Below are 22005 nucleotides of genomic sequence, written 5' to 3' on the forward strand. Positions count from 1 at the left end.
CGGCGCGCAAGGCTGTCGTGGACGCACGCAAGGCGGCCGCTCACAAGGCCCGCCAGCGCGTCGCCGTGATCATCCCCGCCAAGGACGAGTCGCGACGCATCGCGGCGACCGTCCGCTCGGCGCGCGCCATCCCGCACGTGGACCTGGTGCTGGTCGTCGACGACGGCTCCGAGGACAACACGCAGCACGTCGCGCGGGAGGCGGGCGCGGTCGTCGTCCGGCACTCGCACAACCGCGGCAAGGCCGCCGCGATGGAGACCGGCGCCGCCGTCGTCGCCATGCGTGACGCGCCCGACCGTCAGCCGCGGATCCTGCTGTTCATCGACGGCGACCTGGGCGAGACGGCGGTGAACACCGCGCCGCTGGTGCCGCCGGTGTTCGAGGGGCACGCGGACCTGGCGATCGCGCTGATCCCCCCGCAGCCGGGTGCCGGTGGCCGGGGGATCGTCGTCGGCGCCGCCCGTCGGGCGATCACGTCGATGACCGGCTGGACCCCGACGCAGCCCCTGTCCGGCATGCGCTGCCTGACCCGGGAGGCGTTCGAGGCGGCGACCCCGCTGGCCCACGGGTGGGGCGTCGAGACCGGCATGACGATCGACCTGCTGCGCCGCGGCTTCCGCGTCGTCGAGGTGCCGTGCGACCTGAAGCACCGCCCGTCGGGGTCGGACCTCAAGGGTCAGCTCCACCGCGCGGCGCAGTACCGGGACGTGCAGCTGGCGGTCAACGCCCGCCGCGTCCGCCGGGCCGCGGGCGCCGTGCGGCGCACGGTCACACCCGAGCAGAAACCTCCGCAGACGCACCGCTAGCCGGCTCGTCCGGCTCGCCGTCCGGGGCGCCGAGCCGCCACTGGGCCGCGGCGGCGACGAGGCACGGGACCGCGAGGGCGATCCCGGTCGCCGGGACCACGATGCCCGAGTCGTTCATGAGGAACCCGACGGTCAGCGCGGCCGCGATCGAGGCGACCGCGGGCCGCAGGAGCGGGACCGCGCGGGTCAGCCCGGCCAGCGGACCCTGGCCCATCAGCTCGCCGCGGCGCGGGCGGCCGCCGACGACCACCAGCCACGTCAGGGCGATGCCGCCGATGGCGGTCACCAGGTACCGCCACGACGTCAGCACCCGCAGGTTCACGGCGATCTTGCGGCCGACGACGTCCCACAGACCGCCGTCGAGCACGGTCGCGAAGAACCGGCCCAGGTGGGTGCGGTCGGCCGGTGGGCGCATCCAGTCGAGCACCGCGAACCCGCCGACCACGACGGCGCCGACGAGCGCGATCAGCGCGACCGACCGCCAGCTCACCTTGCGACCGCTGACGACGATGGTCAGCATCGCGAACGCGAGGATCAGCGCCGGCGGGCCACCGAAGTCGCTGCCGAGCCCGGGGGCCCCGTCGACGACCACGATTAGCAGCCCGAGGCCGGCGACGACCGCGGTCGCGATCCCGCGCCGGCCGCGCCGCAGCAGCGGGTCGGCGATCGCGACGGCGAGCAGCAGGCCGGCCGCCGTGAGCAGGGCGAACGCCTGGTTGCTCATGCCGTAGAAGCGCGCGGCGAGCACCCGGTGGGCGCCCATGGGGGAGTCGATGACGAGCGTGGACCCGGTGCACGCGTCGACCACGAGCACCGCGACCGTGACCCCCGCCACCACCCCCGCCGGTCCCAGCAGGTTGCGTCGCCAGGGTCCGACCAGCGCGACGGTCGTGATGAGCGCGGTCCACCCGAGCAGCACCCACCAGAACGCGGCGACCGGCATGTCGGAGCGCCACCACGGGATCGTGTTGGTCAGGAACGAGGCCACCGGCGCGGCGGCGAGCGCGAGCGCGGACACCTGCAGCACGCGCAGCGCCGGCCGCAGCGGGGCACGGTCGGAGCGGCCGCGACGGGTCAGGATGATCGCCGCAGCCACGAACAGGACCGCCTGCACGAGCACGAGCCGGGTCGAGTACGCGCCGCTGACGCGGGTGACCATCGTGGCGTGCCGCTGGATGTCGAGCAGCTGCGCGACGCGCACGGACGCGGTGGCGACGGACGGGCCGGGCAGGATCACGGCGCCGCTGAGGGACGCCGCGCTGCTCTCGAGCCCGACGCCGTCCAGCAGCGTCGGCGTCACGTCGACCGTCTGGACGAGCCCGGCCTGGCGGGTGGACCCCGACGTCAGCAGGCTGTCGACGTACTGCGTGCCGTCCGGGGCCAGCCCCGAGGCTGCGGCCAGCTGGAGCGCGGTGCGTCCGGAGTCGGCGAGCGAGACGACGAGGACGGTCGCGCCGGAGCGCTGCGCACCGGCGATCGCGGCGCCGATGCGGGCGTCGATGACCTGGGCCTGGAGCGCGCGCGACGGCTCGATGATCGCGTCCGGGGTGGAGACCTCCGGGGGCGACGGCTCCTCGAGCGCGTCGTCCGGCGCGGTCGCGGTCGGCTGCGGGGTGCTCGGCCGCGGGTTCGTCGCGTAGCCCGGGTCGCGCAGGGACCCGGCGTCGACGACCACGAGCCGGGAGGCGCCCAGCGCGTCGCGCACCGCCCGGGTGAGGCCCGTGCTGGTGGCCGGGAGGATCTCGTGCGTCCCGACAGGGAGGCCGGCGGCGTCCGCGAGCGCGATCGCGGCACCGGGCCCTATGCCCGTGGCGGCCGTCCCGGACTCGGCGAGCATGTCCCCGAGGAACCCCGGCCGAGCCCCGTACGACTCGGCGTCGGCCGCGGCGACGTAGTCGTCCCAGCCGGGGACCTGCCCGGTGTCGCCCGGGTCGCGCAGGGTGCGGCAGGTGCCGTCGTCGGCCCGCACGTCCGCGGCCCGGGTGCCGCTGGAGACGGCGAGCCAGCCGTCCGCGGGGCAGGACCGCGACGCGACGCTCCGGGCGGCGACCAGGCCGACCGACCCCTCGCGGGACAGGCTCCAGAGCGCCGGGGTGGTGAGGGTGGTGACGTCGTCCCAGCGGACGCCGGTCATGCCGACCAGGAGCACCGGCGGTGCGGGCGACGGCTCCTCCGCCGCCCCAGCCGGCGTCGCCAGGAGGATCCCCACCAGGCCCAGCACGAGGGTGAGCACCGCACCGCGGAGCACGGACGCGCGCGGGCGGGCAGGGGTCAGCACCGTTCCAGCCTACGGGCGCACTACCCTCGACCCCGGCGACGCTGTGGGGTATCCGTGCAGCGTGCACATCATCTGCACGGGAGGGACGCCATGTCCGAGGGGCTGCCGCGGTACGCGTACCTGGGTCCGGCCGGCACGTTCACCGAGGCGGCCCTGCGTCAGGTCGCGCCCGTCGGCGAGTGCGTCGACCTGCCGGTGTCCGACGTGTCGTCGGCCATCGAGGCCGTGCGGACGGGCGACGCTGACTTCGCGGTGGTGGCCATCGAGAGCACCGTCGAGGGCGGCGTCACCGCGACGCTCGACAGCCTCGCGGGGGGCGACCCCCTGGTGATCGTGCGCGAGATGCTGGTGCCGGTGCAGTTCACGCTCGCCGCCGCACCCTTCGTGCGGATCGAGGACGTCCGCCGCATCTCCGCCCACCCGCACGCCTGGGTGCAGTGCCGGCGCTGGCTGGCGCGTCACCTGCCGTCGGTGGTGCACGTCCCCGCGACGTCCAACACCGCGCCGGCCGCCCTGATCGCTGCCGGAGGGGCCGAGCTCCCGTTCGACGCCGCGCTCGTCCCGCCCGCCGCCGTCGACTCCTACGGCCTGGTGCCGCTGGCCGTCGACGTCGCGGACAACGTCTCCGCGCAGACCCGGTTCGTCGTCGTCGGCCACCCCGGCGCCGTGCCGCCGCGCACCGGTGCGGACAAGACGACCCTGGTCGTGCACCTGCCCGACAACGAGGCGGGTGCGCTGCTCGCGATGCTCGAGCAGTTCGCGGTGCGCGGCGTGAACCTGTCCCGGATCGAGTCGCGGCCCATCGGCGACGCGCTCGGCCGCTACTCCTTCTCGCTCGACGCGGAGGGCCACATCACCGACGAGCGCGTGGGCGAGGCCGTCATGGGTCTGCACCGCCGGTGCCCGTACGTCCGGTTCCTCGGCTCCTACCCGCGCGCCGACGCGGTCGAGCCGACCGTGCACGTGGGCACCGCGGACACGGACTTCGTCGGCGCGCGCACCTGGCTGCAGGCGCTGCGCAGCGGCACCGCGACCTGACGCGTCAGACCACCGGCACGCGCACGACGAGCGCCGCGTGGTCCACCCGCGCGGACAGCTCGGTGACGCGGCCGACGATGTCGCCGTCGACCTGCACGTGCTCGCCGCCCTGCACCACCACGCGGACCTCCTGCGCCCGCGTGTGGTCGATGCGGCCGATCTTGGCCGGCAGGTCGTTGCGCACGCCCGCGCCCTGGAGCATCACCTCGCCGAACAGCTGGGCCCAGCCGGCGATCCCGCCGCGCGTGTCGATGGCCGCGATGTCCAGCCACCCGTCGTCGAGCTCGGCGTCCGGCAGCAGCGTGATGCCGCCGGGCAGCCTGCCGCAGTTGCCGATGAGCAGGCTGCGCAGGCGGGTCGACGTCATGGGCTGCTCGTCGAGCCGGACGTGCACGCGGGTGCGCCGGCCGTGCAGGTGGCGCATGCCGGAGACGAAGTACGCGATCCAGCCGACCCGCGCCTTGAGCTGCTCGTCGGTGTCGGCCACCATCGCGGCGTCGAACCCGAGCCCGGCGATGACGAGGAAGATGTGGTCGCGCGGAAGGTCCGGCAGGGCCGTCGAGAGCACCTCCGCCGCGTCGCTGACCGGGTCGTCGAGCTCCGACTGCCACCGGTGCACCCGCAGCCAGCCCACGTCGATCGTCCGGTCCCGGCCCTCCAGCGCGGTGCGCAGCGCGGCCATCGCGTCGCTGAGCGGCAGGTCGAGGTTGCGGGCCAGCAGGTTCCCCGTCCCCACCGGGATGAGGCCCATCGGGACCCCCGTGCCGACGAGCCCCTCGGCCACCGCCCGCACCGTGCCGTCGCCACCGATCGCGACGACGACGTCCGCGCCCTGGGCGACCGCGGCCCGCGTCTGACCGACGCCCGGGTCCGCGATGGTCGTCTCGAACCACAGCGGCCGGGGCAGCCCCTGGTCCGCGCAGGCGTTCAGCACCGCCAGCCGGAGCGCAGGGACGTCCTGCTTGGAGGGGTTGGCGACGAAGGCCACGAGCTGTCCGGTCTCGTCGACGTCCCGCGCGAGCCGCAGCTCCCGCGCGCCCGGACCGCTGCGCGGCGACTCGATCCGTCGCCGCAGCTCCCGCTGCCGCAACCACAGGATCGCCACCAGAAGGAGGGAGGCGACCGCCACGACGGCCGCGCACACGGCCACCCACGCCTCCCAGGTCATGTGCCGAATCTACGGCCCGCCCGCTGCGCACCCGCTGCACGGGTTGCGGGGCGAGATCGTGGCTCCGTCGCGAGACCGTCGGTGCGCACCCACGATCTCGTGCCGGACCCACGATCTCGACGGCCCGGCCACCACCCCACCGCTGCCCCACGAGCGGCGACCTCGAGGGCCGGGTGGGCGCCCGTCCGGTGGCATCCGGTCTGGTCGGTAGGGTTCTGGGGTGATCGATCTGCGGCTCCTGCGGGAGGATCCCGACCTTGTCCGCGCCAGCCAGACGGCTCGCGGCGACGACCCCCACCTGGTCGACCAGGTGCTCGACGCCGACGCGCGCCGACGCTCCGCGCTGACCGAGTTCGAGACGCTGCGGGCCGAGCAGAAGTCTTTGGGCAAGCTCGTCGCGCAGGCTCAGGGCGACGAGAAGCAGGCGCTGCTGACCCGCGCCAAGCACCTCGCCGAGCAGGTCAAGGCGCTGCAGTCCGACGCCGAGGCCGCCGAGGCCGTCGCCGCGGAGCTGAGCCGGAAGATCTCGAACATCGTCGAGGACGGCGTCCCCGTGGGCGGCGAGGACGACTACGTCGTGCTCAAGCACGTGGGGGACAAGCCCGCGTTCGACTTCCCGGTGCGCGACCACCTCGAGCTGGGCGAGGGGCTCGCGGCCATCGACACCGAGCGCGGCGCCAAGGTGTCCGGTGCGCGGTTCTACTACCTCACGGGGATCGGTGCGCGCCTCGAGCTCGCGCTGCTGAACGCGGCCGTCGACAAGGCCCTGAGCGCCGGCTTCACACCCGTCATCACCCCGACGCTGGTCAAGCCCGAGATCATGGCCGGCACCGGCTTCCTCGGTGCGCACGCGGACGAGATCTACCACCTGCCGGCCGACGACCTGTACCTCGTCGGCACCAGCGAGGTCGCGCTCGCGGGCTACCACTCGGGGGAGATCCTCGACCTGTCGGACGGTCCCAGGCGGTACGCCGGCTGGTCGGCCTGCTACCGCCGGGAGGCCGGCTCGTACGGCAAGGACACCCGCGGGATCATCCGGGTCCACCAGTTCCACAAGGTCGAGGCGTTCAGCTGGACGACGATCGAGGACGCCGCCGACGAGCACCGCCGCATCCTGTCCTGGGAGGAGGAGATGCTCGCGCTCGCGGAGCTGCCGTACCGCGTCATCGACACCGCCGCCGGGGACCTGGGTTCGAGCGCGGCCCGCAAGTTCGACTGCGAGGCGTGGCTGCCGAGCCAGGAGCGGTACCTCGAGCTGACGTCGACGTCGAACTGCACCACGTTCCAGGCCCGCCGCCTGGGCGTCCGCGAGCGCACGGCGGACGGCTCGACGCGCGCGGTGGCCACCCTCAACGGGACGCTGGCGACCACCCGCTGGATCGTCGCGCTGCTCGAGAACCACCAGCAGGCCGACGGGTCGGTCCGCGTGCCCGCGGGGCTGCGTCCGTACCTGGGCGGCCTCGAGGTGCTGGAGCCGGTGCGATGACCCGCTGCCGCCTCGTCGCCCTCGACGTCGACGGGACCCTGATGTCCTACGACGGCGTCATCTCCGACGAGGTGCGGGCCGCGGTGCGCGCCGTGCGCGACTCGGGTCTGCACGTCGTGCTGGCGACCGGCCGCGGCGTGCACTCGGCCGCGCCGGTGGCGATGGAGCTCGGCCTGACGCAGGGGTGGGTCGTCTGCTCCAACGGGGCCGTCACCGCGCGCCTGGACCCGGCGGCGGAGAACGGCTACGAGATCGTCCGCGTGGTCACGTTCGACCCCGGCCCCGCGCTGCGCACCATCGCGCTCGAGCTGCCCGACGCCCTGTTCGCGGTCGAGGACCTGGGGCTGGGCTTCCGTGTGTCCGCCGACTTCCCCGACGGTGAGCTGTCCGGGGACCTCGAGGTGGTGTCCTGGGAGGAGCTGACCTCGACGCCGGCCACCCGTGTCGTCATCCGCAGCCCCGGCAGCACGCCCGAGCTCTTCCACGACCTGGTCGAGCGCGTGGGCCTGCACGAGGTCGAGTACGCCGTCGGCTGGTCGGCGTGGCTGGACCTGACGCCCGGCGGCGTGTCGAAGGCCAGCGCGCTGGAGGAGGTCCGCCAGCATCTCGGCGTGCAGCCGCACGCGACGGTGGCCGTGGGCGACGGCGGGAACGACGTGCAGATGCTGCGCTGGGCGGCCCGCGGGGTCGCGATGGGCCACGCGTCGGAGGCAGTCCGCGCGGCCGCCGACGAGGTGACGGGGACGATCGACGACGACGGCGCGCTCGCGGTCCTGCACAGCCTGCTCGTCTGACGGACCATCTCGTCCGTCGGGACGTGCCGCATCGACGGATTCCGTCGCCTGCACCACCCGTGCACAGCTTGAGACTCAATCGTGACCGGATTGCCCCGCTGCGCCTGTTGCGTCCTTCTTGCGTACGCGCTTGCATCGCTTGCAAGGGCGCGGGGGAACCGCCCGCGCCATTCCGACATGACGACGTGGAGGTCTCATGAACGGCACGCGCACACGCCGGGGCTACAAGGCGGCGGCAGCAGCGGGAGCGGGGTTCGCACTGCTCCTGGCCGGATGCTCGGGCGGCGGTGGCGGCGACGACGACAGCACGGCGGAGCCGTCGGCGGACTGCGCCGACTTCGAGTCCTACGGCGACCTCTCGGGCAAGACGATCTCGATCTACGCCGGCATCGTCGCGCCCGAGGACCAGCCCTACATCGACTCGTTCAAGCCGTTCGAGGACTGCACCGGCGCCACGGTCGACTACCAGGCGGACAAGCAGTTCGAGCAGCAGATCCTGGTCCGCGCAGAGGCGGGCAACCCGCCGGACATCGCGATCGTCCCGCAGCCCGGCCTGCTGGCCCAGCTCGTCGGGACCGGGACCGTCGTGGCAGCCGGGGAGGGCACCGCGGCGAACGTCGACGAGTTCTGGGACCCGGCCTGGAAGGAGTACGGCTCGGTCGACGGGACGTTCTACGCGGCCCCGTCGGGCGCGAGCGTGAAGTCGCTGGTCTGGTACTCGCCCGCGCAGTTCGAGGAGAACGGCTGGGAGATCCCGACGACGCTCGACGACCTCCAGGCGCTGTCGGACGACATCGCCGGCACGGGGATCAGGCCGTGGTGCGCGGGCATCGCGTCCGACGCCGCGACCGGCTGGCCCGTCACGGACTGGATGGAGGACATGATGCTCCGGACGGCCGGCCCGGAGGTCTTCGACCAGTGGATCGCGCACGAGATCCCGTTCAACGCGGCGGAGCCGACCGCAGCGCTCGACGCGGTGGGCGGCTACCTGAAGAACGACGAGTACGTGAACGGCGGCTTCGGTGACGTGACCTCGATCGCCAGCACCGCGTTCCAGGACGCCGGGCTGCCGATCCTCGACGGCCAGTGCGCGCTGCACCGGCAGGCGAGCTTCTACGCGGCCAACTGGCCGGAGGGCACGGAGGTCGCCGAGGACGGCGACGTGTTCGCGTTCTACCTGCCCAGCGAGACGGCGGACGACCGGCCCGTGCTCGGCGCCGGTGAGTTCGTGACCCTGTTCGCCGACCGTCCCGAGGTGCAGGCGCTGGCGGAGTTCTGGTCCTCGGACACCTGGGCCAACATCAAGGCGCAGGCCAGCTCGGAGCTGACCGGCGGCGGCTGGATCACGGCCAACACGGGGCTGGACCAGGAGAACCTGGTCAACCCGATCGACATCCTGTCCGCCGACATCATCCTCGACGAGAACGCGGTCTTCCGGTTCGACGGGTCGGACCGCATCCCGGCCGCCGCGAACTCGGCGTTCTGGAAGGAGGCGACGGCCTGGATCACGGGGCAGTCGACCTCCGACACGCTGGACAAGATCGAGGCCGCCTGGCCGGCGTCGTGACCTGAGCCCGGTCCCCGGGGCGCCCTCTGCGGTGGCCCCGGGGACCGGGCCTGTCCACGTCACGTCCCCAGCACCCCGTTCCCCCGGGAGGTTCGATGCAGCTCGCCGAGAAGTTCGGCACGATGATGGTCGCCCTGCTGGCGTTCATCGCCGTGATCGGTCTGATCCTGTTCCTCGTCGCCGTGCTCGAGAAGCGGGGCGTCCGCAGGGTCGCCTGGTTCTTCGTCGGCCCGACCGCCCTGCTCCTGCTCGTCGGGCTCGTGTACCCGGCGGCGCGGACCGTCGTCCGGTCGTTCTTCGACGCGGCCAACGACGCCTTCATCGGCCTGGACAACTACTCGGCGATCTTCACCTCGCCCGACCAGCTCGTCGTGCTGCGCAACACGGTGCTGTGGGTGCTCGTGGCGCCGTTCGTCGCGACGGCGGTCGGGCTGCTCTACGCGATCATCGTCGACGGCGCGCGGGGCGAGGGGTTCGCCAAGGCGCTGATCTTCCTGCCGATGGCGATCTCCTTCGTCGGGGCGTCGATCATCTGGAAGTTCGTGTACGAGTACCGGTTCTACGACCCGGACCTGGCGGTGAACCCCCAGCAGATCGGCCTGCTCAACCAGGTCGTCGTGTGGCTGGGTGGGCAACCCCAGCAGTTCCTCATCAGCGAGCCGTGGAACAACCTCTTCCTCATCGTCGTGATGATCTGGATCCAGGCCGGCTTCGCGATGACGATCCTGTCCGCCGCGATCAAGGCGATCCCGGCGGACATCGTCGAGGCGGCGCGGCTCGACGGGGTGTCCGGCGTCCGGATGTTCCGGTTCATCACGGTGCCGACGATCCGGCCGACCCTCGTGGTGGTCCTCACCACCATCGCCATCGGCAGCCTCAAGGTGTTCGACATCGTCCGGACCATGACCGGCGGGCTCTTCGGCACCAGCGTCGTCGCCAACGAGTTCTTCACGCAGAGCTTCAGCGCCGGCAACCAGGGCCTGGGGGCGGCACTCGCCGTCCTGCTCTTCGTCCTGGTGGTGCCGATCATCGTCTACAACATCCGCCAGCTGCGCGCCTCGGAGGCACGATGACCACCACCGGCCCGCAGCTCGACCTGAGCGGGATGCAGCAGCCGTCGGACACCCGCGACGGCCGGCCCGCCACGATCGCCGAGGCGACCAAGAAGCGCCTCAGCTCCCCGTGGGCGTCGCTCGTCGCCGTCGTGCTCGCGGTCCTCTGGACGATCCCGACGTTCGGTCTGCTCATCAGCTCGTTCCGGCCGGCGCGCGACATCAGCACGTCCGGCTGGTGGACCGTATTCACGGACCCCAACTTCACGCTCGAGAACTACGAGCTGGTGCTCTCTCCCGAGGGCACCAACTCGCTCGCGCCGTACATCATCAACTCGCTCGTCATCGTCATCCCCGGCGTGCTCATCCCGATCATGATCGCGTCGCTCGCCGCCTACGCGTTCGCGTGGATGGACTTCAAGTTCAAGAACGTGCTGTTCGTGGCGGTGTTCGCGCTGCAGATCGTGCCCATCCAGGTCACGCTGATCCCGCTGCTCAGCCTGTACGCGGACATCGGCATCGCGGGCACGTTCTGGTCGATCTGGCTGTCGCACACCATGTTCGGCCTGCCCCTGACCGTGTTCCTGCTGCACAACTTCATCCGGGAGGTGCCCAAGGAGCTGCTCGAGGCCGCGCGTGTCGACGGCGCCGGGCACGTGACGATCTTCTTCCGGCTCATGCTGCCGATCCTCAAGCCCGCGCTCGCGGCCATCGGGATCTACCAGTTCCTGTGGGTGTGGAACGACCTGCTGGTCGCGCTGACGTTCGCCGGCTCGTCGCAGAACGTCGCGCCCATGACGGTCGCGCTGTTCAACCTCACCGGGCAGCGCGGGTCGCAGTGGTTCCTGCTCACGGCCGGGGCGTTCGTCTCGATCATCATCCCCGTGCTCGTGTTCCTCAGCCTGCAGCGGTACTTCGTGCGCGGGCTGCTGGCGGGGTCGGTCAAGGGGTAGCCGGTCGTCGCTGACCTAGCCTGGGGCCGTGCCCGCGCCGCTGCTGTTCGTCCTGTCCGGGCTGACGCAGTACGTGGGCGCGGCCCTGGCGGTCGGCATCTTCGGCACGATCGCGGCCGCCTCCGTGGCGTGGCTGCGCATCGCCGTGTCCGCGGTCGTGCTCGTCGTGTGGCAGCGACCGTGGCGGACGCGGTGGACCGCGCCGGAGCTGCGCATGGCCGTCGTGTTCGGCGTCGTGCTGGCCCTGATGAACGTCTCGTTCTACATCGCCATCGACCACCTGCCGCTCGGCACGGCCGTCGCCATCGAGTTCCTCGGACCGGTGGCCGTCGCCGCCGTGACCGGCCGCGGCTGGCGCGACCGGGTGGGCATCGCCGTCGCCGCCGTCGGCGTGGTGCTGCTGGCCGGGGTCTCGCTGGAGACCGGGCCCGACGCGGTCGTCGGGCTGGTGGCGATCGCGCTCTCGGCCGCCTGCTGGGCGGCGTACATCCTGCTCGGCCGACGGGTCGCCCGGGCCGCGAGCGGCGGGATCACCGGGCTGTCGGTCGCGATGGCGGCCGGGGCCGTGGTGTTCGCGCCGTTCCTGGCCGGGGGTGCGGCACCCGTGCTGGACGACGCCCGGCTGGCGGCCCTGGTCGTCGCGATCGCCGTGTGCTCGTCGGTGGTCCCCTACGCGCTCGAGCAGGTGGTGCTGCGGCGGGTGCGGGCGGCCACGTTCGCGGTGCTCCTGGCCATGCTGCCGGCGACCGCCGCGGTGGTCGGCGCGGTGGTGCTGCAGCAGGTGCCGCACGGGCTGGAGGTCGTCGGGCTGCTGCTCGTGTCCGCGGCCATCGTGCTCACGGGCTTGGACCGGGAGGACGTCCCGCCGACCGAGGCGCCGCCCCCCGCCTGAGAACGGGCTACAGGTACTGCCCGGTGGACGGGTCGGGGGAGCCGTCCGCGCGCGGGACCTGCACGGGGGCGCCGGGGTGCGGCGGCCCGGCGGGCAGCTGCCGACGCATGCCGGTCAGCTGGTTCTGCGCGGCCATCTGCTGCGCGACGAGCGCGGTCTGAATGCCGTGGAACAGTCCCTCCAGCCACCCGACCAGCTGCGCCTGCGCGATCCGCAGCTCGGCGTCGGAGGGCGCCTGGTCCTCGACGAAGGGCAGCGTGATCCGGTGCAGCTCGGAGACGAGCTCGGGCGACAGGCCCTCCTCCAGCTCGTGCAGGGACCGCTCGTGGATCTCCGCCAGCCGGGCGCGCGCGGCGTCGTCGAGGGGTGCGCTGCGGACCTCGTCGAGGAGCTGCTTGATCATCGTGCCGATGCGCATGACCTTCGCCGGCTGGCCGACGAGCGACGTGATGTCCTCGGGGGCGTCGTCGTCGGCGGCCGGGTCCAGCACCTCCACGCGCGGCTTGTCGTCGGACGGGGCGGCCTGCGCGTCGTTGTCGGTCATCCGGGCATTCTCACCGACCGCGGTCGCCGGCGCAGCCTCTCCGGTCGGCTGGTTAGGGTGGGCGGCATGGCCTGGCTCACCACTTCCGCCCATGCCCGCTGGCTCGAGGACGAGACGGACCGGCTCCTCGACTTCGGACGCGCCTCGGTGGTCCCCGGCGGCTTCGCGCGCCAGGACGAGGCGGGCGCCGCCGTCGACGGCCCGCTGGAGCTGTGGATCGCGTGCCGGATGACGCACGTCTACGCCCTCGGCCACCTGCTCGGCCGGCCGGGCTCCGCCGCCCTCGTCGACCACGGCCTCGCCGCCCTGACCGGCGCGTTCCACGACGACGAGCACGGCGGCTGGTTCGCCGAGGTCGAGCGCGACGGCACCCCGCGGGACACCGACAAGGCTGCGTACCCGCACGCGTTCGTCATCCTGGCCGCCTCCAGCGCGACCGCGGCCGGTCGCCCGGGCGCCCGCGCGCTGCTCGACGAGGCGCTCGCCGTCTCGGAGCAGCGGTTCTGGGACGACGAGGCCGGCATGGCCGTCGAGCAGTGGGACCGGACCTTCTCGACGCTCGACGCCTACCGCGGCGTCAACGCCAACATGCACACGGTCGAGGCGTACCTCGCGGCGGCCGACGTCACCGGGCACCGCGTGTGGCTCGACCGGGCGCTGCGCATCGTCGAGCGCGTCGTGCACGGGTGGGCCGCCGGCAACTCGTGGCGCATCCCCGAGCACTTCGACAGCGACTGGGTGCCGGACCTCGAGTACAACGTCGACACGCCCGCGCACCCGTTCCGTCCGTACGGCGCGACCATCGGCCACTGGCTGGAGTGGGCGCGGCTGACCCTGCACGCGCGTGCCGCGATCACCGCGCGCGGCGACGTCGCCCCCGCCTGGATGCTCGACGACGCGGTCTCGCTGTTCGACGCCTCCGTGCGCGAGGGCTGGGACGTCGACGGCGCCCCCGGGTTCGTCTACACGGTCGACTGGTCCGGCGCCCCCGTGGTGCGCGAGCGGATGCACTGGGTGGCCGCCGAGGGCGTCGCCGCCGCGGCGGCCCTGCACGCCGCGACGGGCGAGGACCGGTTCGACGACGCCTACACGCAGTGGTGGGAGTACATCGGCGCGCACCACCTGGACCGGGTCGGCGGGTCGTGGTGGCACGAGCTCGGCACCGACAACCAGGTGTCGCGGACGGTCTGGGCCGGCAAGGCCGACCTCTACCACGCGGTCCAGGCGACCCTGGTCCCGCGCCTCCCGCTCACCCCGGTCATCGCCCCCGCCCTGGCCGCCGGCCTCCTGGACTGACCCTTTCTCTGCTCGACGTCCGCACTCGATGGTGCTCCCACCCGCCGGAGTGCGGACGTCCCACCGTTCCACCGGACGTCGTAGCAGGGTCAGGGGATCAGGAGGACCTTGCCGAAGGCCTCGCCCGAGTCCAGCATGCGGTGGGCGTCGGCGGCCTGGTCGAAGCCGAGGCGGGCGTGCACGACCGGGCGCACCCAGCGGTCCTCGACGAACGGCCACGCGTGCCGGCGGACGCCGTCCATGATCGCGACCTTCTGGTTGTGCGGGCGCGACCGCAGCATGGTGCCCAGGACGCTGGCGCGCTTGGCCAGCAGCACGGACAGGTCCAGCTCGCCGCGCCGGCCCTGCTGCATCCCGATCACCACGAGGCGTCCGTCGTCGGCGAGCATGGCCAGGTTCTCCGCCAGCCCGCCGCCGCCGAGGACGTCCAGGACCACGTCGGCGCCGTGCCCGTCGGTCGCGTCGCGGAGCCGGTCGACGAGGCCGGGCGCGCGGTGGTCGAGCGCCACGTCGGCGCCGAGCGCGAGGACCCGCGCCGTGCGCTCCGGGCCGCCCGCGGTCGCCAGGACCCGGGTGCCGAGGGCGCGGGCCAGCTGGACGGCGACGGTGCCGACCCCGCCCGAGCCGCCGCGGACGAGGAGGCTCTCCCCGGGGGTGAGCCGGGCGGCCCGCAGGTTCGACCACACGGTGGCCAGACCCTCGGGCAGCGCGGCGGCGTCGACGGTCGACAGGTCGTCGGGCAGCCGGAGCGCGAGCTCGACCGGGACCGCGACCAGCTCGGCGTAGCCCCCGCCCGCGAGCAGCGCCGCGACGCGGTCGCCGACCTGGGGGTCGTCGGGGCCCAGCGCGCTCCCGCGCGCGACGACGGTGCCGGAGGCCTCGAGGCCCGGCCAGGCGGGCGCCCCGGCCGGCGGCGGGTAGTGGCCGGCGCGCTGGAGCAGGTCCGCCCTGTTGACGCCGGCAGCCGCGACCCTCACGATCAGGTCGCGCGGTCCCGCCACGGGGTCGGGAACGTCCTGCACCGCGAGGACGTCCGGATCGCCCGGCTCTGTGATGACGACCGCTCGCACGTCCGCACAGTAGACCCGGGCAAGCCCGGGAGCCCGCGCTAGCACACGACACCCGAACGGGGTGCCATCTCTCCGTATCCCGGGGGGTGAGGTCCATGGCAAACTCTGCCGCGGGCTAATGGTCTGGCGTCCAACAGCCGATGAACGCCAACGGGACACCTCATCGGTCAACTGACCGGAGTGCACGACCGGTACGACATGGTGGCAACACCCGTTGCCGGAACACGGAAGGGAACGACATGCTGCGACGGCTCGGCATCCGCGCCAAAGTGATGGCTGTCCTTGCCGTCCCCATGATCGTGCTGCTCGCAGCCGGCGGGTTCATCTCGTGGAACGCCATCCAGGAGCTGCGCTACGCCAAGGCCGCCGACAGCGTCATCACGACGCTGCAGGCGTACACCCCGGTGTCGAGCTCCCTGCAGGCCGAGCGGATGCTCTCGCTGAACGGCGGCTCCGCGGAGGACATCGCGGCAGCCCGTGCAGCGACCGACGCCGCGCTCGCCGCGGTGCGGCCCATCACGGCGGACCTCGACCTCAGCCAGTTCCCGCAGCCGGTCGTCGACCGGTTCGTCGAGGTGCAGCTGGCCCACAACACCATGCTTCCCGCGGTCCGGACCAGCGTCGACATCAAGTCGCAGCGCGCCCAGATCGAGAACAACTACGCCTCCATCATCGAGGGCCAGCTCAGCCTCATGGAGCAGGTGGCCAACAGCCTCGAGAACCGCGCCCTGGCCCAGTACGTCACGGCCTACCGCGAGATCGGCACCACCGCGGACAACCTCGTCGTCGAGCTGATCGACGGTCTCCAGCTGCTGGGCACCCGTGCCCCGGCCCCCGCCTCGGTCCGCCAGTACGACACGCAGACGGCCGCCACGGAGCTGGCACGTTCCCGGTCCCACGCCGCGATCGACTCGCTCAGCGTCGAGTCCCTGGCGATGCCCACCAAGGACCCGTCGTCCAACTTCACCCGCATGCGGCTGCCGCTCCAGCAGGGCAACCCGGACGGGTTCGCGCAGATCGACGTCGCCGCGTACGTCGGGGAGATCCAGCAGCAGCTGGGCAGCCTCGGCGCGCTGAACACCGACGTGCTGGACGAGGCCCACGACATCGCCTCCGCCGCGGCCGACGAGGCGCAGACCCAGGCGCTCGTCACCATCGGCATCGTCATCGCGGCCCTCGTGGCCTCCCTCTTCTTCGCCCTCCTCGTCGCCCGAGGCATCGTCGTCCCGCTGCGTCGCCTGACGAAGGCCGCCGCCGACGTCCGCGAGCAGCTGCCGCGACTGGTCGAGCAGGTCGCCATCCCCGGTGAGGGCCCGGAGATCACCCTGGCGCCCATCCCGGTGACGTCCCGCGACGAGGTCGGCCAGCTGGCCGCAGCCTTCAACTCGGTGAACTCGACCACGGTCCAGGTCGCCCAGGAGCAGGCCGCGCTGCGTGGCTCCATCGCGGAGATGTTCGTCAACGTCGCCCGTCGCGACCAGGTCCTCCTCAACCGCCAGCTGTCGTTCATCGACTCCCTGGAGCGTGCCGAGGAAGACCCGAGCACCCTGGCGAACCTGTTCCGCCTCGACCACCTCGCCACCCGCATGCGTCGTAACGCGGAGTCCCTCCTCGTGCTCGCCGGCATCGACTCGGGTCGCCGTCTGCGCGACGCCATGCCGCTGTCCGACGTGGTCCGTACGGCCTCCTCGGAGATCGAGCAGTACGACCGCGTCGAGCTCGACCTGCAGGTCGACCCGCACATGCACGGCTTCAACGCCCTCGGCGCCGCGCACATGCTCGCCGAGCTCCTCGAGAACGCGACGATCTTCTCCGAGCCGGAGACGCCCGTCACGGTCACCACCGGTGTCTCGGGCCAGTTCGTGGTCGTCCGCATCCTCGACCAGGGCCTGGGCATGAGCGACGCCGAGCTCGAGGCCGCGAACGCGAAGATCATCTCGACGTCCGCCAGCGACTCCCTCGGCAACCAGCGCCTCGGACTCTTCGTCGTCGGCCGCATCGCCCAGCGCCTCGGCGCCGACGTGCGGCTGCTCAAGGCGGCGCACGGCACCGGGACCGAGACGATCGTCCGCTTCCCCGCCACGCTGTTCGTGATGACGGAGACCAACCTGTACGGCAACGGGGCGCCCGCCGCCCTGGCCGCACCGCGCAACGACCCGGGCCTGCCCCAGATCGAGGCGCCAGTCGTCGAGGAGGTGGACCTCGCCGCACTGACGGACGGTCAGACCTCGCTCGGCCTGCCGCACCGCCGCCGTCGCGACGACGGCTCGGACGAGCCCGTCGGCCCCGTGCCGGTCACCGAGCTGGCGCAGTCCACCGGCCTGCCGACCCGCTCGAAGAAGACGTTCGACGAGGACAACCTGGTCCTGCCCGAGGCGCCCGACGGTCACCTCGCCGCCGAGATCTCGGCGTCGGGCTCCGACTGGAAGCCTGCGACGGTCGCGCCCCTCAAGGGTGGCCTGCCCAGCCGCAGCCGCGCCTCCACGTCCGCGTGGGCCAAGCCGGAGGAGCCGGCCGCCGCCGCGGCAGCCGCCGCCACCCCTGCCCCCGCTCCCGCCGCGCGTGCCGGTCTGTTCTCCGGCTTCCGCGGACGCACCGAGACCGCGTCCACCGACACGGGCGAGAACCTCGTCGTCCCGGGCCTCGCGTCCGAGGACCAGGAGCGCGCGCAGCTGCCGGCCCAGTCCAACGCCGTGCGCGCCCCCTGGATGTCGAGCGGTGCCCACGCCGCGCCCGTCGAGCCGATGGTCGTCCCGCAGCTGGCGGACGACGACGACTCGTGGGAGGCCCAGGAGGCCGAGAACCGCGAGGCGCAGAACGCCGCCGCCCTCGCGGCCGCCGACGAGGTCACGCAGACCGAGGCCGCTCCCGTGCAGGACGACGCACCCGCCTGGGCGCCGACTCCCGCGTGGGACACCGCGCACACCGAGGCACCCGTCGCCGAGACCCCGGCCTGGGAGCCCCCGGCCGCGGCCGAGGCGCCCGCCTGGGACGCCCCTGCCGCCGAGGCTGTCGCCGCCGAGGTCCCGGCCTGGGAGGCGCCCGTCGCCGAGGTCCCCGCCTGGGAGGCTCCGGCCGCCGAGACGGCCGCCTGGGAGGCGCCCGTCGCGGAGACCCCCGGCTGGGGAGCACCCGTCGCCGAGGCTCCTGCCTGGGAGGACTCGACCGCCGCGCAGACCCCCGTCTGGGACGACTCGGTCGCGGCCGAGACGCCCGCCTGGGACGCTCCCGCCACCGAGACGCCCGCTGCCGAGGCTCCCGCCTGGAACACGGTCGACGCCGACGACGCCCCCGCGTGGGACGCGCCCGCCGCCGAGACCCCGACGTGGGAGGCGCCCGCCGCCGCCGCGTCCGCCTGGGACCAGACGGTCGTCGACGACGAGCCCGCCTGGGAGGCGCCGGTCGTCGGTCAGCACTCGTCCGCTGCCCTGACCTCGCGTTCCGCCGCCCCGGAGGCCGAGGCGGCAGCTCCTGAGGTCGAGGCGCCCGCAGCGCCCGTCGCGCCGGTCCGGACGTTCACGTCCTACAGCGGCTACGCCGGCTGGGGTGCGCCCGCCGCCGACGTGCCCGCGCCGTACCAGCCGTCGGAGCGCACGCTCGACGAGGCCCGCGCCTGGCACACCGGTGCCATGCCGGTCGTCCCCGAGGCGTCCGCGCCGGTCGAGGCACCTGCGCAGCCCACCGACGAGCCCACCCCGGCAGCCGACGACTCCGCGTGGCCGGCACCCGCCTGGGAGCCGCCGACCTGGCAGTCGCCCGAGTGGGCGGAGCAGCCTGCCGAGGCGGCCGTCGAGCCCGAGCCCGTCGTGGAGCCGGAGCCCGAACTCGCCGTCGTCGACGGCGTCGCGTTCCGCCGCGTGTACCTCGAGCCCGACGCCGAGGACGAGCCCACGGCCGAGGTCGACACCTACGTCGCACCCGAGCCGGAGCCCGTCGCGGAGGAGGCACCCTCCTGGGCCGCACCCGTGCAGGAGGCAGCGCCGGCGTGGCCGACGTTCCAGGCCCCGCACGAGCAGGTCGAGGCACCGACCCAGGTGTTCACGCCGATCGAGGCCGCAGCCGCCGTCGAGCAGGAGCCCGCACCGCAGGCACCCGCCTACCAGGAGGCCCCGGTCGCGTACGCAGCACCCGAGGCCGCCCCGGCCCCGGCGTGGGCCCCGACGGCACCCGCCCAGGCAGCTCCGACCGCCCAGGCGCCGTTCTCCGAGGTCGTCCAGTCGCAGCCGCACACGCAGTCGGACGACGCCAAGGGTCGCCGCAAGTGGGGCCTGTTCGGACGGAAGAAGGGCGACGACGGCGCACCGGACACCTCCGGGTCCGTCCCGGTGCAGAACGCGCCCGCCCCCGTCAGCCAGGTCGCCCCCGTGCGGACCTCGGCCTGGACCGCGGACGCCGCTGCCCCGCAGTCGCCCACCGGTGCCGACTCGTCCCAGTCGTGGATGGCCTCGACCACCTGGCAGGCCCCTGCCGCCCCGACCCCCGTGGCGCAGGCACCGGCCTCGATGGAGCCCGTGTCGGCAGGATCCTGGGCACCCCCCGAGTGGGCCGCACGGCCCGGTGCCAACGCGGCGCCGTCGTCGACGGTCCCGAAGCCCGCGCTGCCGCCGTCGGTGGCTCCCCGGGTCGGCACGCTCGACGACGAGGTGGCGGCCATGCTCGCCCTCCGTTCGGACATCCAGGAGCAGGCACTCTCCGAGCTCTCCCAGCTGTCGGCCTACCGGCCGGCCGCCACGGGTGGCAACGCGGAGCGCCTGACCCGGCGAGTCCCCACAGCTGTCCCGGCGACGACCGTCACCGAGGACGAAGGGAAGCCCGTGCAGCGTGATGCGGACCAGCTCCGGTCGCGTCTGTCGAGCTTCCAGTCAGGGACCTCTCGTGGCCGTCGCGCCACGGAGGACCCGTCCGGCCAGAACGGCGTGAGCTGATGACTGCCCCAGACCCCACAACCGTCGTCACCACCATGGTGGCGTCTGACCCCGCAGTCATCGACTGCACCAGCAAGGAGGAAGTGTGACCGCGCTCAGCACCGAGGCAGCCAACTTCGGCTGGCTCCTGGACAACTTCGTCCGGACCGTGCCCGGCACTCGCCACACACTCGTGGTGTCTGCGGACGGTCTTCTCATGGCGATGTCCGAGCAGCTCGACCGCACCAGCGGCGACCAGCTCGCGGCCATCGTCTCCGGGATGTCGAGCCTGACCCGTGGCGCCGCGCGCCAGCTCCGTGCGGGGGAGGTGCGTCAGGCGATCATCGAGATGGACAACTTGTTCCTCTTCCTCATGAGCGTCTCGAACGGCTCCGTCCTCGCCGTGGTCGCGGAGTCCAGCTGCGACGTGGGCCTCATCGGCTACGAGATGGCGATGCTCGTCTCTCGTACCGAGGCGACCCTCACCCCGCAGCTCATCTCCGAGATGCGTGGTCAGCTCCCGATCGACGGCGCCACGCGCGCGCCGGTGGCCTGAGGCCACGGGGAGTCTGACTCATGAGCGAGCACATCGAGTACGAGGCCAGAACGGTCCGGCCCTATGCCGTGACCGGTGGCCGCGTGCGCTCGGCGCGCTCCGACCTGCCTCTCGAGGCGCTGGTCGAGGCCATGCCGGGTGCCGTGACGAGCCAGGGTCTGCCGCCTGAGAAGCGGGCGATCCTCCAGCACGCCGCGTCGAACTACATCTCGGTCGCCGAGCTTTCTGCTCTGCTCCACCTGCCGCTCGGCGTGATCCGGATCCTCGTGTCCGACCTCGCCGACCAGCAGTACGTGCGCGTGCACACCTCACAGCCGGTCGAGGTCAACACCGGTGAATCGCCTGCCCTGTCCCTCAGCGTGCTGGAGAGTGTTCTCAATGGCATTTCCGCCCTCTGACGCCGCTGTGGCCGCTCCGGCGGGCACGGCAGGAAGCGTCGCTCCCACAGTCGTCAAGATCGTCGTCGCCGGCGGGTTCGCCGTCGGCAAGACGACCTTCATCGGCTCCATCTCGGACATCGAGCCCCTCAACACCGAGGCCGCGATGACCGAGCACTCGGTCGGCGTCGACGACGCCGGCGGTGTCTCCGACCGCAAGACGACCACCACGGTGGCGATGGACTTCGGTCGCATCGCGCTCCCCGGGTCGCTCTGGCTCTACCTGTTCGGTACCCCTGGCCAGGACCGGTTCCTGTTCATGTGGGACGACCTGGTCCGCGGTGCCATCGGCGCCGTCGTCCTGGTCGACACCGACCGGCTCGACCAGTGCTTCCCGGCCGTGGACTACTTCGAGAGCCGTGGCATCCCGTTCGTCGTGGGTGTCAATTGCTTCGACGGCGTCGCCAAGCACCAGCTGGACGACGTCCGTGAGGCGCTGGCCATCCCGGCGCACGTGCCGGTGCTGTACACGGACGCACGTTCGCGCGCGGCCACCAAGCAGGCACTGATCTCCCTCGTGCAGCTCGCGATGGAGCGTCTGCGCAGCCGGTGACCCCACAGGTCTCACCCGACCGCGGCCGGCCCCTGCAGGGGGGCCGGCCGCCGTCGTTCCCGGATGCCGTGGGCGATCATGGGGAGATGCCCGTCCCGTCCCCGGCCCCGCGCGGTGAGCGCGGTCTGCTCCCGCAGCCGCGGCCGGCCGGCGACGACGCGGTGCGCCCGATGCCGCCGCCGCGCCCGGTGACGCGGGTCTACGCCGACGGCTCGGCGTTGTCCCGGTACCTGGTCGGGGCACCGTGCCGCGACCACTGGCTGGCGTGGGCCGCCGAGCACGAGTCGCAGCTGGTGACCACGCCGCTCGGCCTGACGGAGCTGCGTCGTGTCGCGCAGCCTCGTGGGGTGGAGGCGACGGGTGTCGCGCACGACGTCGGCGAACGCGTCGAGGTGATCCGCTTCTCCGACCAGACCCTCAGGGCGGCGACGAAGGTGTCGGGCGTCCTGCGGCCGTTCGTCGCGCTGCACATCGGCGCCGCGCTGGCGCACCCGGACGTGGGAGCCGTCGCGACGTACGACGTGGAGCTGGCCCAGGTGTCCGCCCTCCACGGCCTCACGGTGGTGTCGCCGGGCTGGCCGTCGTCCTGGTGGGAGCGGGAAGGCTAGGCA

18 protein-coding genes are annotated in these 22005 nt (G+C 73.2%); 14 read left to right on the top strand and 4 right to left on the bottom strand.

Annotated elements, in window-relative coordinates; translation table 11 throughout:
* The first annotated feature begins 17 nt into the window (after nucleotides 1-17).
* Entirely contained in the window at nucleotides 18-806 is a 789-nt protein-coding gene (locus CXY01_RS14375) for a glycosyltransferase family 2 protein (protein WP_146928650.1), read from the top strand.
* On the opposite strand, the gene CXY01_RS14380 is transcribed toward CXY01_RS14375, so the two are convergent.
* A complete protein-coding gene (locus CXY01_RS14380) occupies nucleotides 769-3084 on the bottom strand; it encodes a hypothetical protein (protein ID WP_186813412.1) in 2316 nt (771 codons plus the stop codon). The two genes, CXY01_RS14375 and CXY01_RS14380, sit on opposite strands and share 38 nt — an antisense overlap.
* A gap of 90 nt (nucleotides 3085-3174) precedes the next feature.
* Between CXY01_RS14380 and pheA the strand changes: the two genes are divergently transcribed.
* On the top strand, nucleotides 3175-4122 hold the full coding sequence (gene pheA, locus CXY01_RS14385; protein WP_146928194.1) for a prephenate dehydratase: 948 nt from the start codon (nucleotides 3175-3177) through the stop codon (nucleotides 4120-4122).
* Nucleotides 4123-4126: 4 nt separating this feature from the next.
* Here pheA and CXY01_RS14390 read toward each other — a convergent pair whose 3' ends face one another.
* Entirely contained in the window at nucleotides 4127-5290 is a 1164-nt protein-coding gene (locus CXY01_RS14390) for a diacylglycerol/lipid kinase family protein (RefSeq protein ID WP_146928196.1), read from the bottom strand.
* Nucleotides 5291-5510: 220 nt separating this feature from the next.
* On the opposite strand from CXY01_RS14390, the gene serS reads away from it, so the two are divergent.
* The 6 genes from serS (at nucleotide 5511) to CXY01_RS14420 (ending at nucleotide 12034) form a co-directional block, all read left to right on the top strand.
* Nucleotides 5511-6776 carry a serine--tRNA ligase gene (gene serS / locus CXY01_RS14395; RefSeq protein WP_146928198.1) on the top strand — a complete coding sequence of 422 codons (1266 nt, stop codon included), beginning with the start codon at nucleotides 5511-5513 and terminating at the stop codon, nucleotides 6774-6776.
* Nucleotides 6773-7570 (top strand): HAD family hydrolase, encoded by a 798-nt coding sequence (locus CXY01_RS14400; protein ID WP_146928200.1) that lies wholly within the window; start codon nucleotides 6773-6775, stop codon nucleotides 7568-7570. Before serS ends, CXY01_RS14400 begins: the two co-directional genes overlap by 4 nt.
* Nucleotides 7571-7766: 196 nt before the next feature.
* Nucleotides 7767-9137: an ABC transporter substrate-binding protein gene (locus CXY01_RS14405; protein WP_146928202.1), complete on the top strand. Its 1371-nt coding sequence runs from the start codon at nucleotides 7767-7769 to the stop codon at nucleotides 9135-9137.
* Nucleotides 9138-9232: 95 nt separating this feature from the next.
* A complete protein-coding gene (locus CXY01_RS14410; protein WP_146928204.1) occupies nucleotides 9233-10210 on the top strand; it encodes a carbohydrate ABC transporter permease in 978 nt (325 codons plus the stop codon).
* Nucleotides 10207-11142 (top strand): carbohydrate ABC transporter permease, encoded by a 936-nt coding sequence (locus CXY01_RS14415; protein ID WP_146928206.1) that lies wholly within the window; start codon nucleotides 10207-10209, stop codon nucleotides 11140-11142. Before CXY01_RS14410 ends, CXY01_RS14415 begins: the two co-directional genes overlap by 4 nt.
* Before the next feature lie 28 nt (nucleotides 11143-11170).
* On the top strand, nucleotides 11171-12034 hold the full coding sequence (locus CXY01_RS14420; protein ID WP_146928208.1) for an EamA family transporter: 864 nt from the start codon (nucleotides 11171-11173) through the stop codon (nucleotides 12032-12034).
* Nucleotides 12035-12041: 7 nt separating this feature from the next.
* Here CXY01_RS14420 and CXY01_RS14425 read toward each other — a convergent pair whose 3' ends face one another.
* Nucleotides 12042-12578, bottom strand: coding sequence for a bacterial proteasome activator family protein (locus CXY01_RS14425; RefSeq protein WP_146928211.1), 537 nt, complete (start codon nucleotides 12576-12578; stop codon nucleotides 12042-12044).
* Nucleotides 12579-12644: 66 nt separating this feature from the next.
* Here CXY01_RS14425 and CXY01_RS14430 point away from each other — a divergent pair, with 66 nt between their 5' ends.
* Nucleotides 12645-13874: an AGE family epimerase/isomerase gene (locus CXY01_RS14430; RefSeq protein ID WP_146928213.1), complete on the top strand. Its 1230-nt coding sequence runs from the start codon at nucleotides 12645-12647 to the stop codon at nucleotides 13872-13874.
* An 89-nt stretch (nucleotides 13875-13963) separates the two neighbouring features.
* Here CXY01_RS14430 and CXY01_RS14435 read toward each other — a convergent pair whose 3' ends face one another.
* Entirely contained in the window at nucleotides 13964-14944 is a 981-nt protein-coding gene (locus CXY01_RS14435) for an NAD(P)H-quinone oxidoreductase (RefSeq protein ID WP_146928215.1), read from the bottom strand.
* 272 nt (nucleotides 14945-15216) lie between these two features.
* Between CXY01_RS14435 and CXY01_RS14440 the strand changes: the two genes are divergently transcribed.
* From CXY01_RS14440 to CXY01_RS14460, 5 genes are all read left to right on the top strand, one after another.
* Complete coding sequence (locus tag CXY01_RS14440; RefSeq protein ID WP_146928217.1) at nucleotides 15217-19869, top strand: ATP-binding protein; 4653 nt, start codon at nucleotides 15217-15219, stop codon at nucleotides 19867-19869.
* An 85-nt stretch (nucleotides 19870-19954) separates the two neighbouring features.
* Nucleotides 19955-20404 (top strand): roadblock/LC7 domain-containing protein, encoded by a 450-nt coding sequence (locus CXY01_RS14445; protein WP_055916474.1) that lies wholly within the window; start codon nucleotides 19955-19957, stop codon nucleotides 20402-20404.
* 20 nt (nucleotides 20405-20424) lie between these two features.
* Nucleotides 20425-20802 carry a DUF742 domain-containing protein gene (locus CXY01_RS14450; protein ID WP_055916477.1) on the top strand — a complete coding sequence of 126 codons (378 nt, stop codon included), beginning with the start codon at nucleotides 20425-20427 and terminating at the stop codon, nucleotides 20800-20802.
* A complete protein-coding gene (locus CXY01_RS14455) occupies nucleotides 20783-21394 on the top strand; it encodes a GTP-binding protein (protein WP_055916480.1) in 612 nt (203 codons plus the stop codon). Before CXY01_RS14450 ends, CXY01_RS14455 begins: the two co-directional genes overlap by 20 nt.
* Nucleotides 21395-21480: 86 nt before the next feature.
* The gene (locus tag CXY01_RS14460) at nucleotides 21481-22002 is read left to right on the top strand and encodes a type II toxin-antitoxin system VapC family toxin (RefSeq protein WP_246125376.1); all 522 of its coding nucleotides are present in this window, start codon (nucleotides 21481-21483) and stop codon (nucleotides 22000-22002) included.
* The last annotated feature ends 3 nt before the right edge of the window (nucleotides 22003-22005 follow it).

This window comes from Cellulomonas xylanilytica (assembly GCF_007989805.1).
Classification (GTDB): Bacteria; Actinomycetota; Actinomycetes; order Actinomycetales; family Cellulomonadaceae; genus Cellulomonas; species Cellulomonas xylanilytica.

Coding starts and splice junctions, on each gene's coding strand:
- CXY01_RS14430 (WP_146928213.1), top strand. CDS start 12,645: ATGGCCTGGCTCACCACTTCCGCCCATGCCCGCTGGCTCGAGGACGAG.
- CXY01_RS14410 (WP_146928204.1), top strand. CDS start 9,233: ATGCAGCTCGCCGAGAAGTTCGGCACGATGATGGTCGCCCTGCTGGCG.
- CXY01_RS14390 (WP_146928196.1), bottom strand. CDS start 5,290: ATGACCTGGGAGGCGTGGGTGGCCGTGTGCGCGGCCGTCGTGGCGGTC.
- CXY01_RS14425 (WP_146928211.1), bottom strand. CDS start 12,578: ATGACCGACAACGACGCGCAGGCCGCCCCGTCCGACGACAAGCCGCGC.
- CXY01_RS14450 (WP_055916477.1), top strand. CDS start 20,425: ATGAGCGAGCACATCGAGTACGAGGCCAGAACGGTCCGGCCCTATGCC.
- CXY01_RS14455 (WP_055916480.1), top strand. CDS start 20,783: ATGGCATTTCCGCCCTCTGACGCCGCTGTGGCCGCTCCGGCGGGCACG.
- CXY01_RS14440 (WP_146928217.1), top strand. CDS start 15,217: ATGGCTGTCCTTGCCGTCCCCATGATCGTGCTGCTCGCAGCCGGCGGG.
- pheA (WP_146928194.1), top strand. CDS start 3,175: ATGTCCGAGGGGCTGCCGCGGTACGCGTACCTGGGTCCGGCCGGCACG.
- CXY01_RS14415 (WP_146928206.1), top strand. CDS start 10,207: ATGACCACCACCGGCCCGCAGCTCGACCTGAGCGGGATGCAGCAGCCG.
- CXY01_RS14400 (WP_146928200.1), top strand. CDS start 6,773: ATGACCCGCTGCCGCCTCGTCGCCCTCGACGTCGACGGGACCCTGATG.
- CXY01_RS14460 (WP_246125376.1), top strand. CDS start 21,481: ATGCCCGTCCCGTCCCCGGCCCCGCGCGGTGAGCGCGGTCTGCTCCCG.
- CXY01_RS14405 (WP_146928202.1), top strand. CDS start 7,767: ATGAACGGCACGCGCACACGCCGGGGCTACAAGGCGGCGGCAGCAGCG.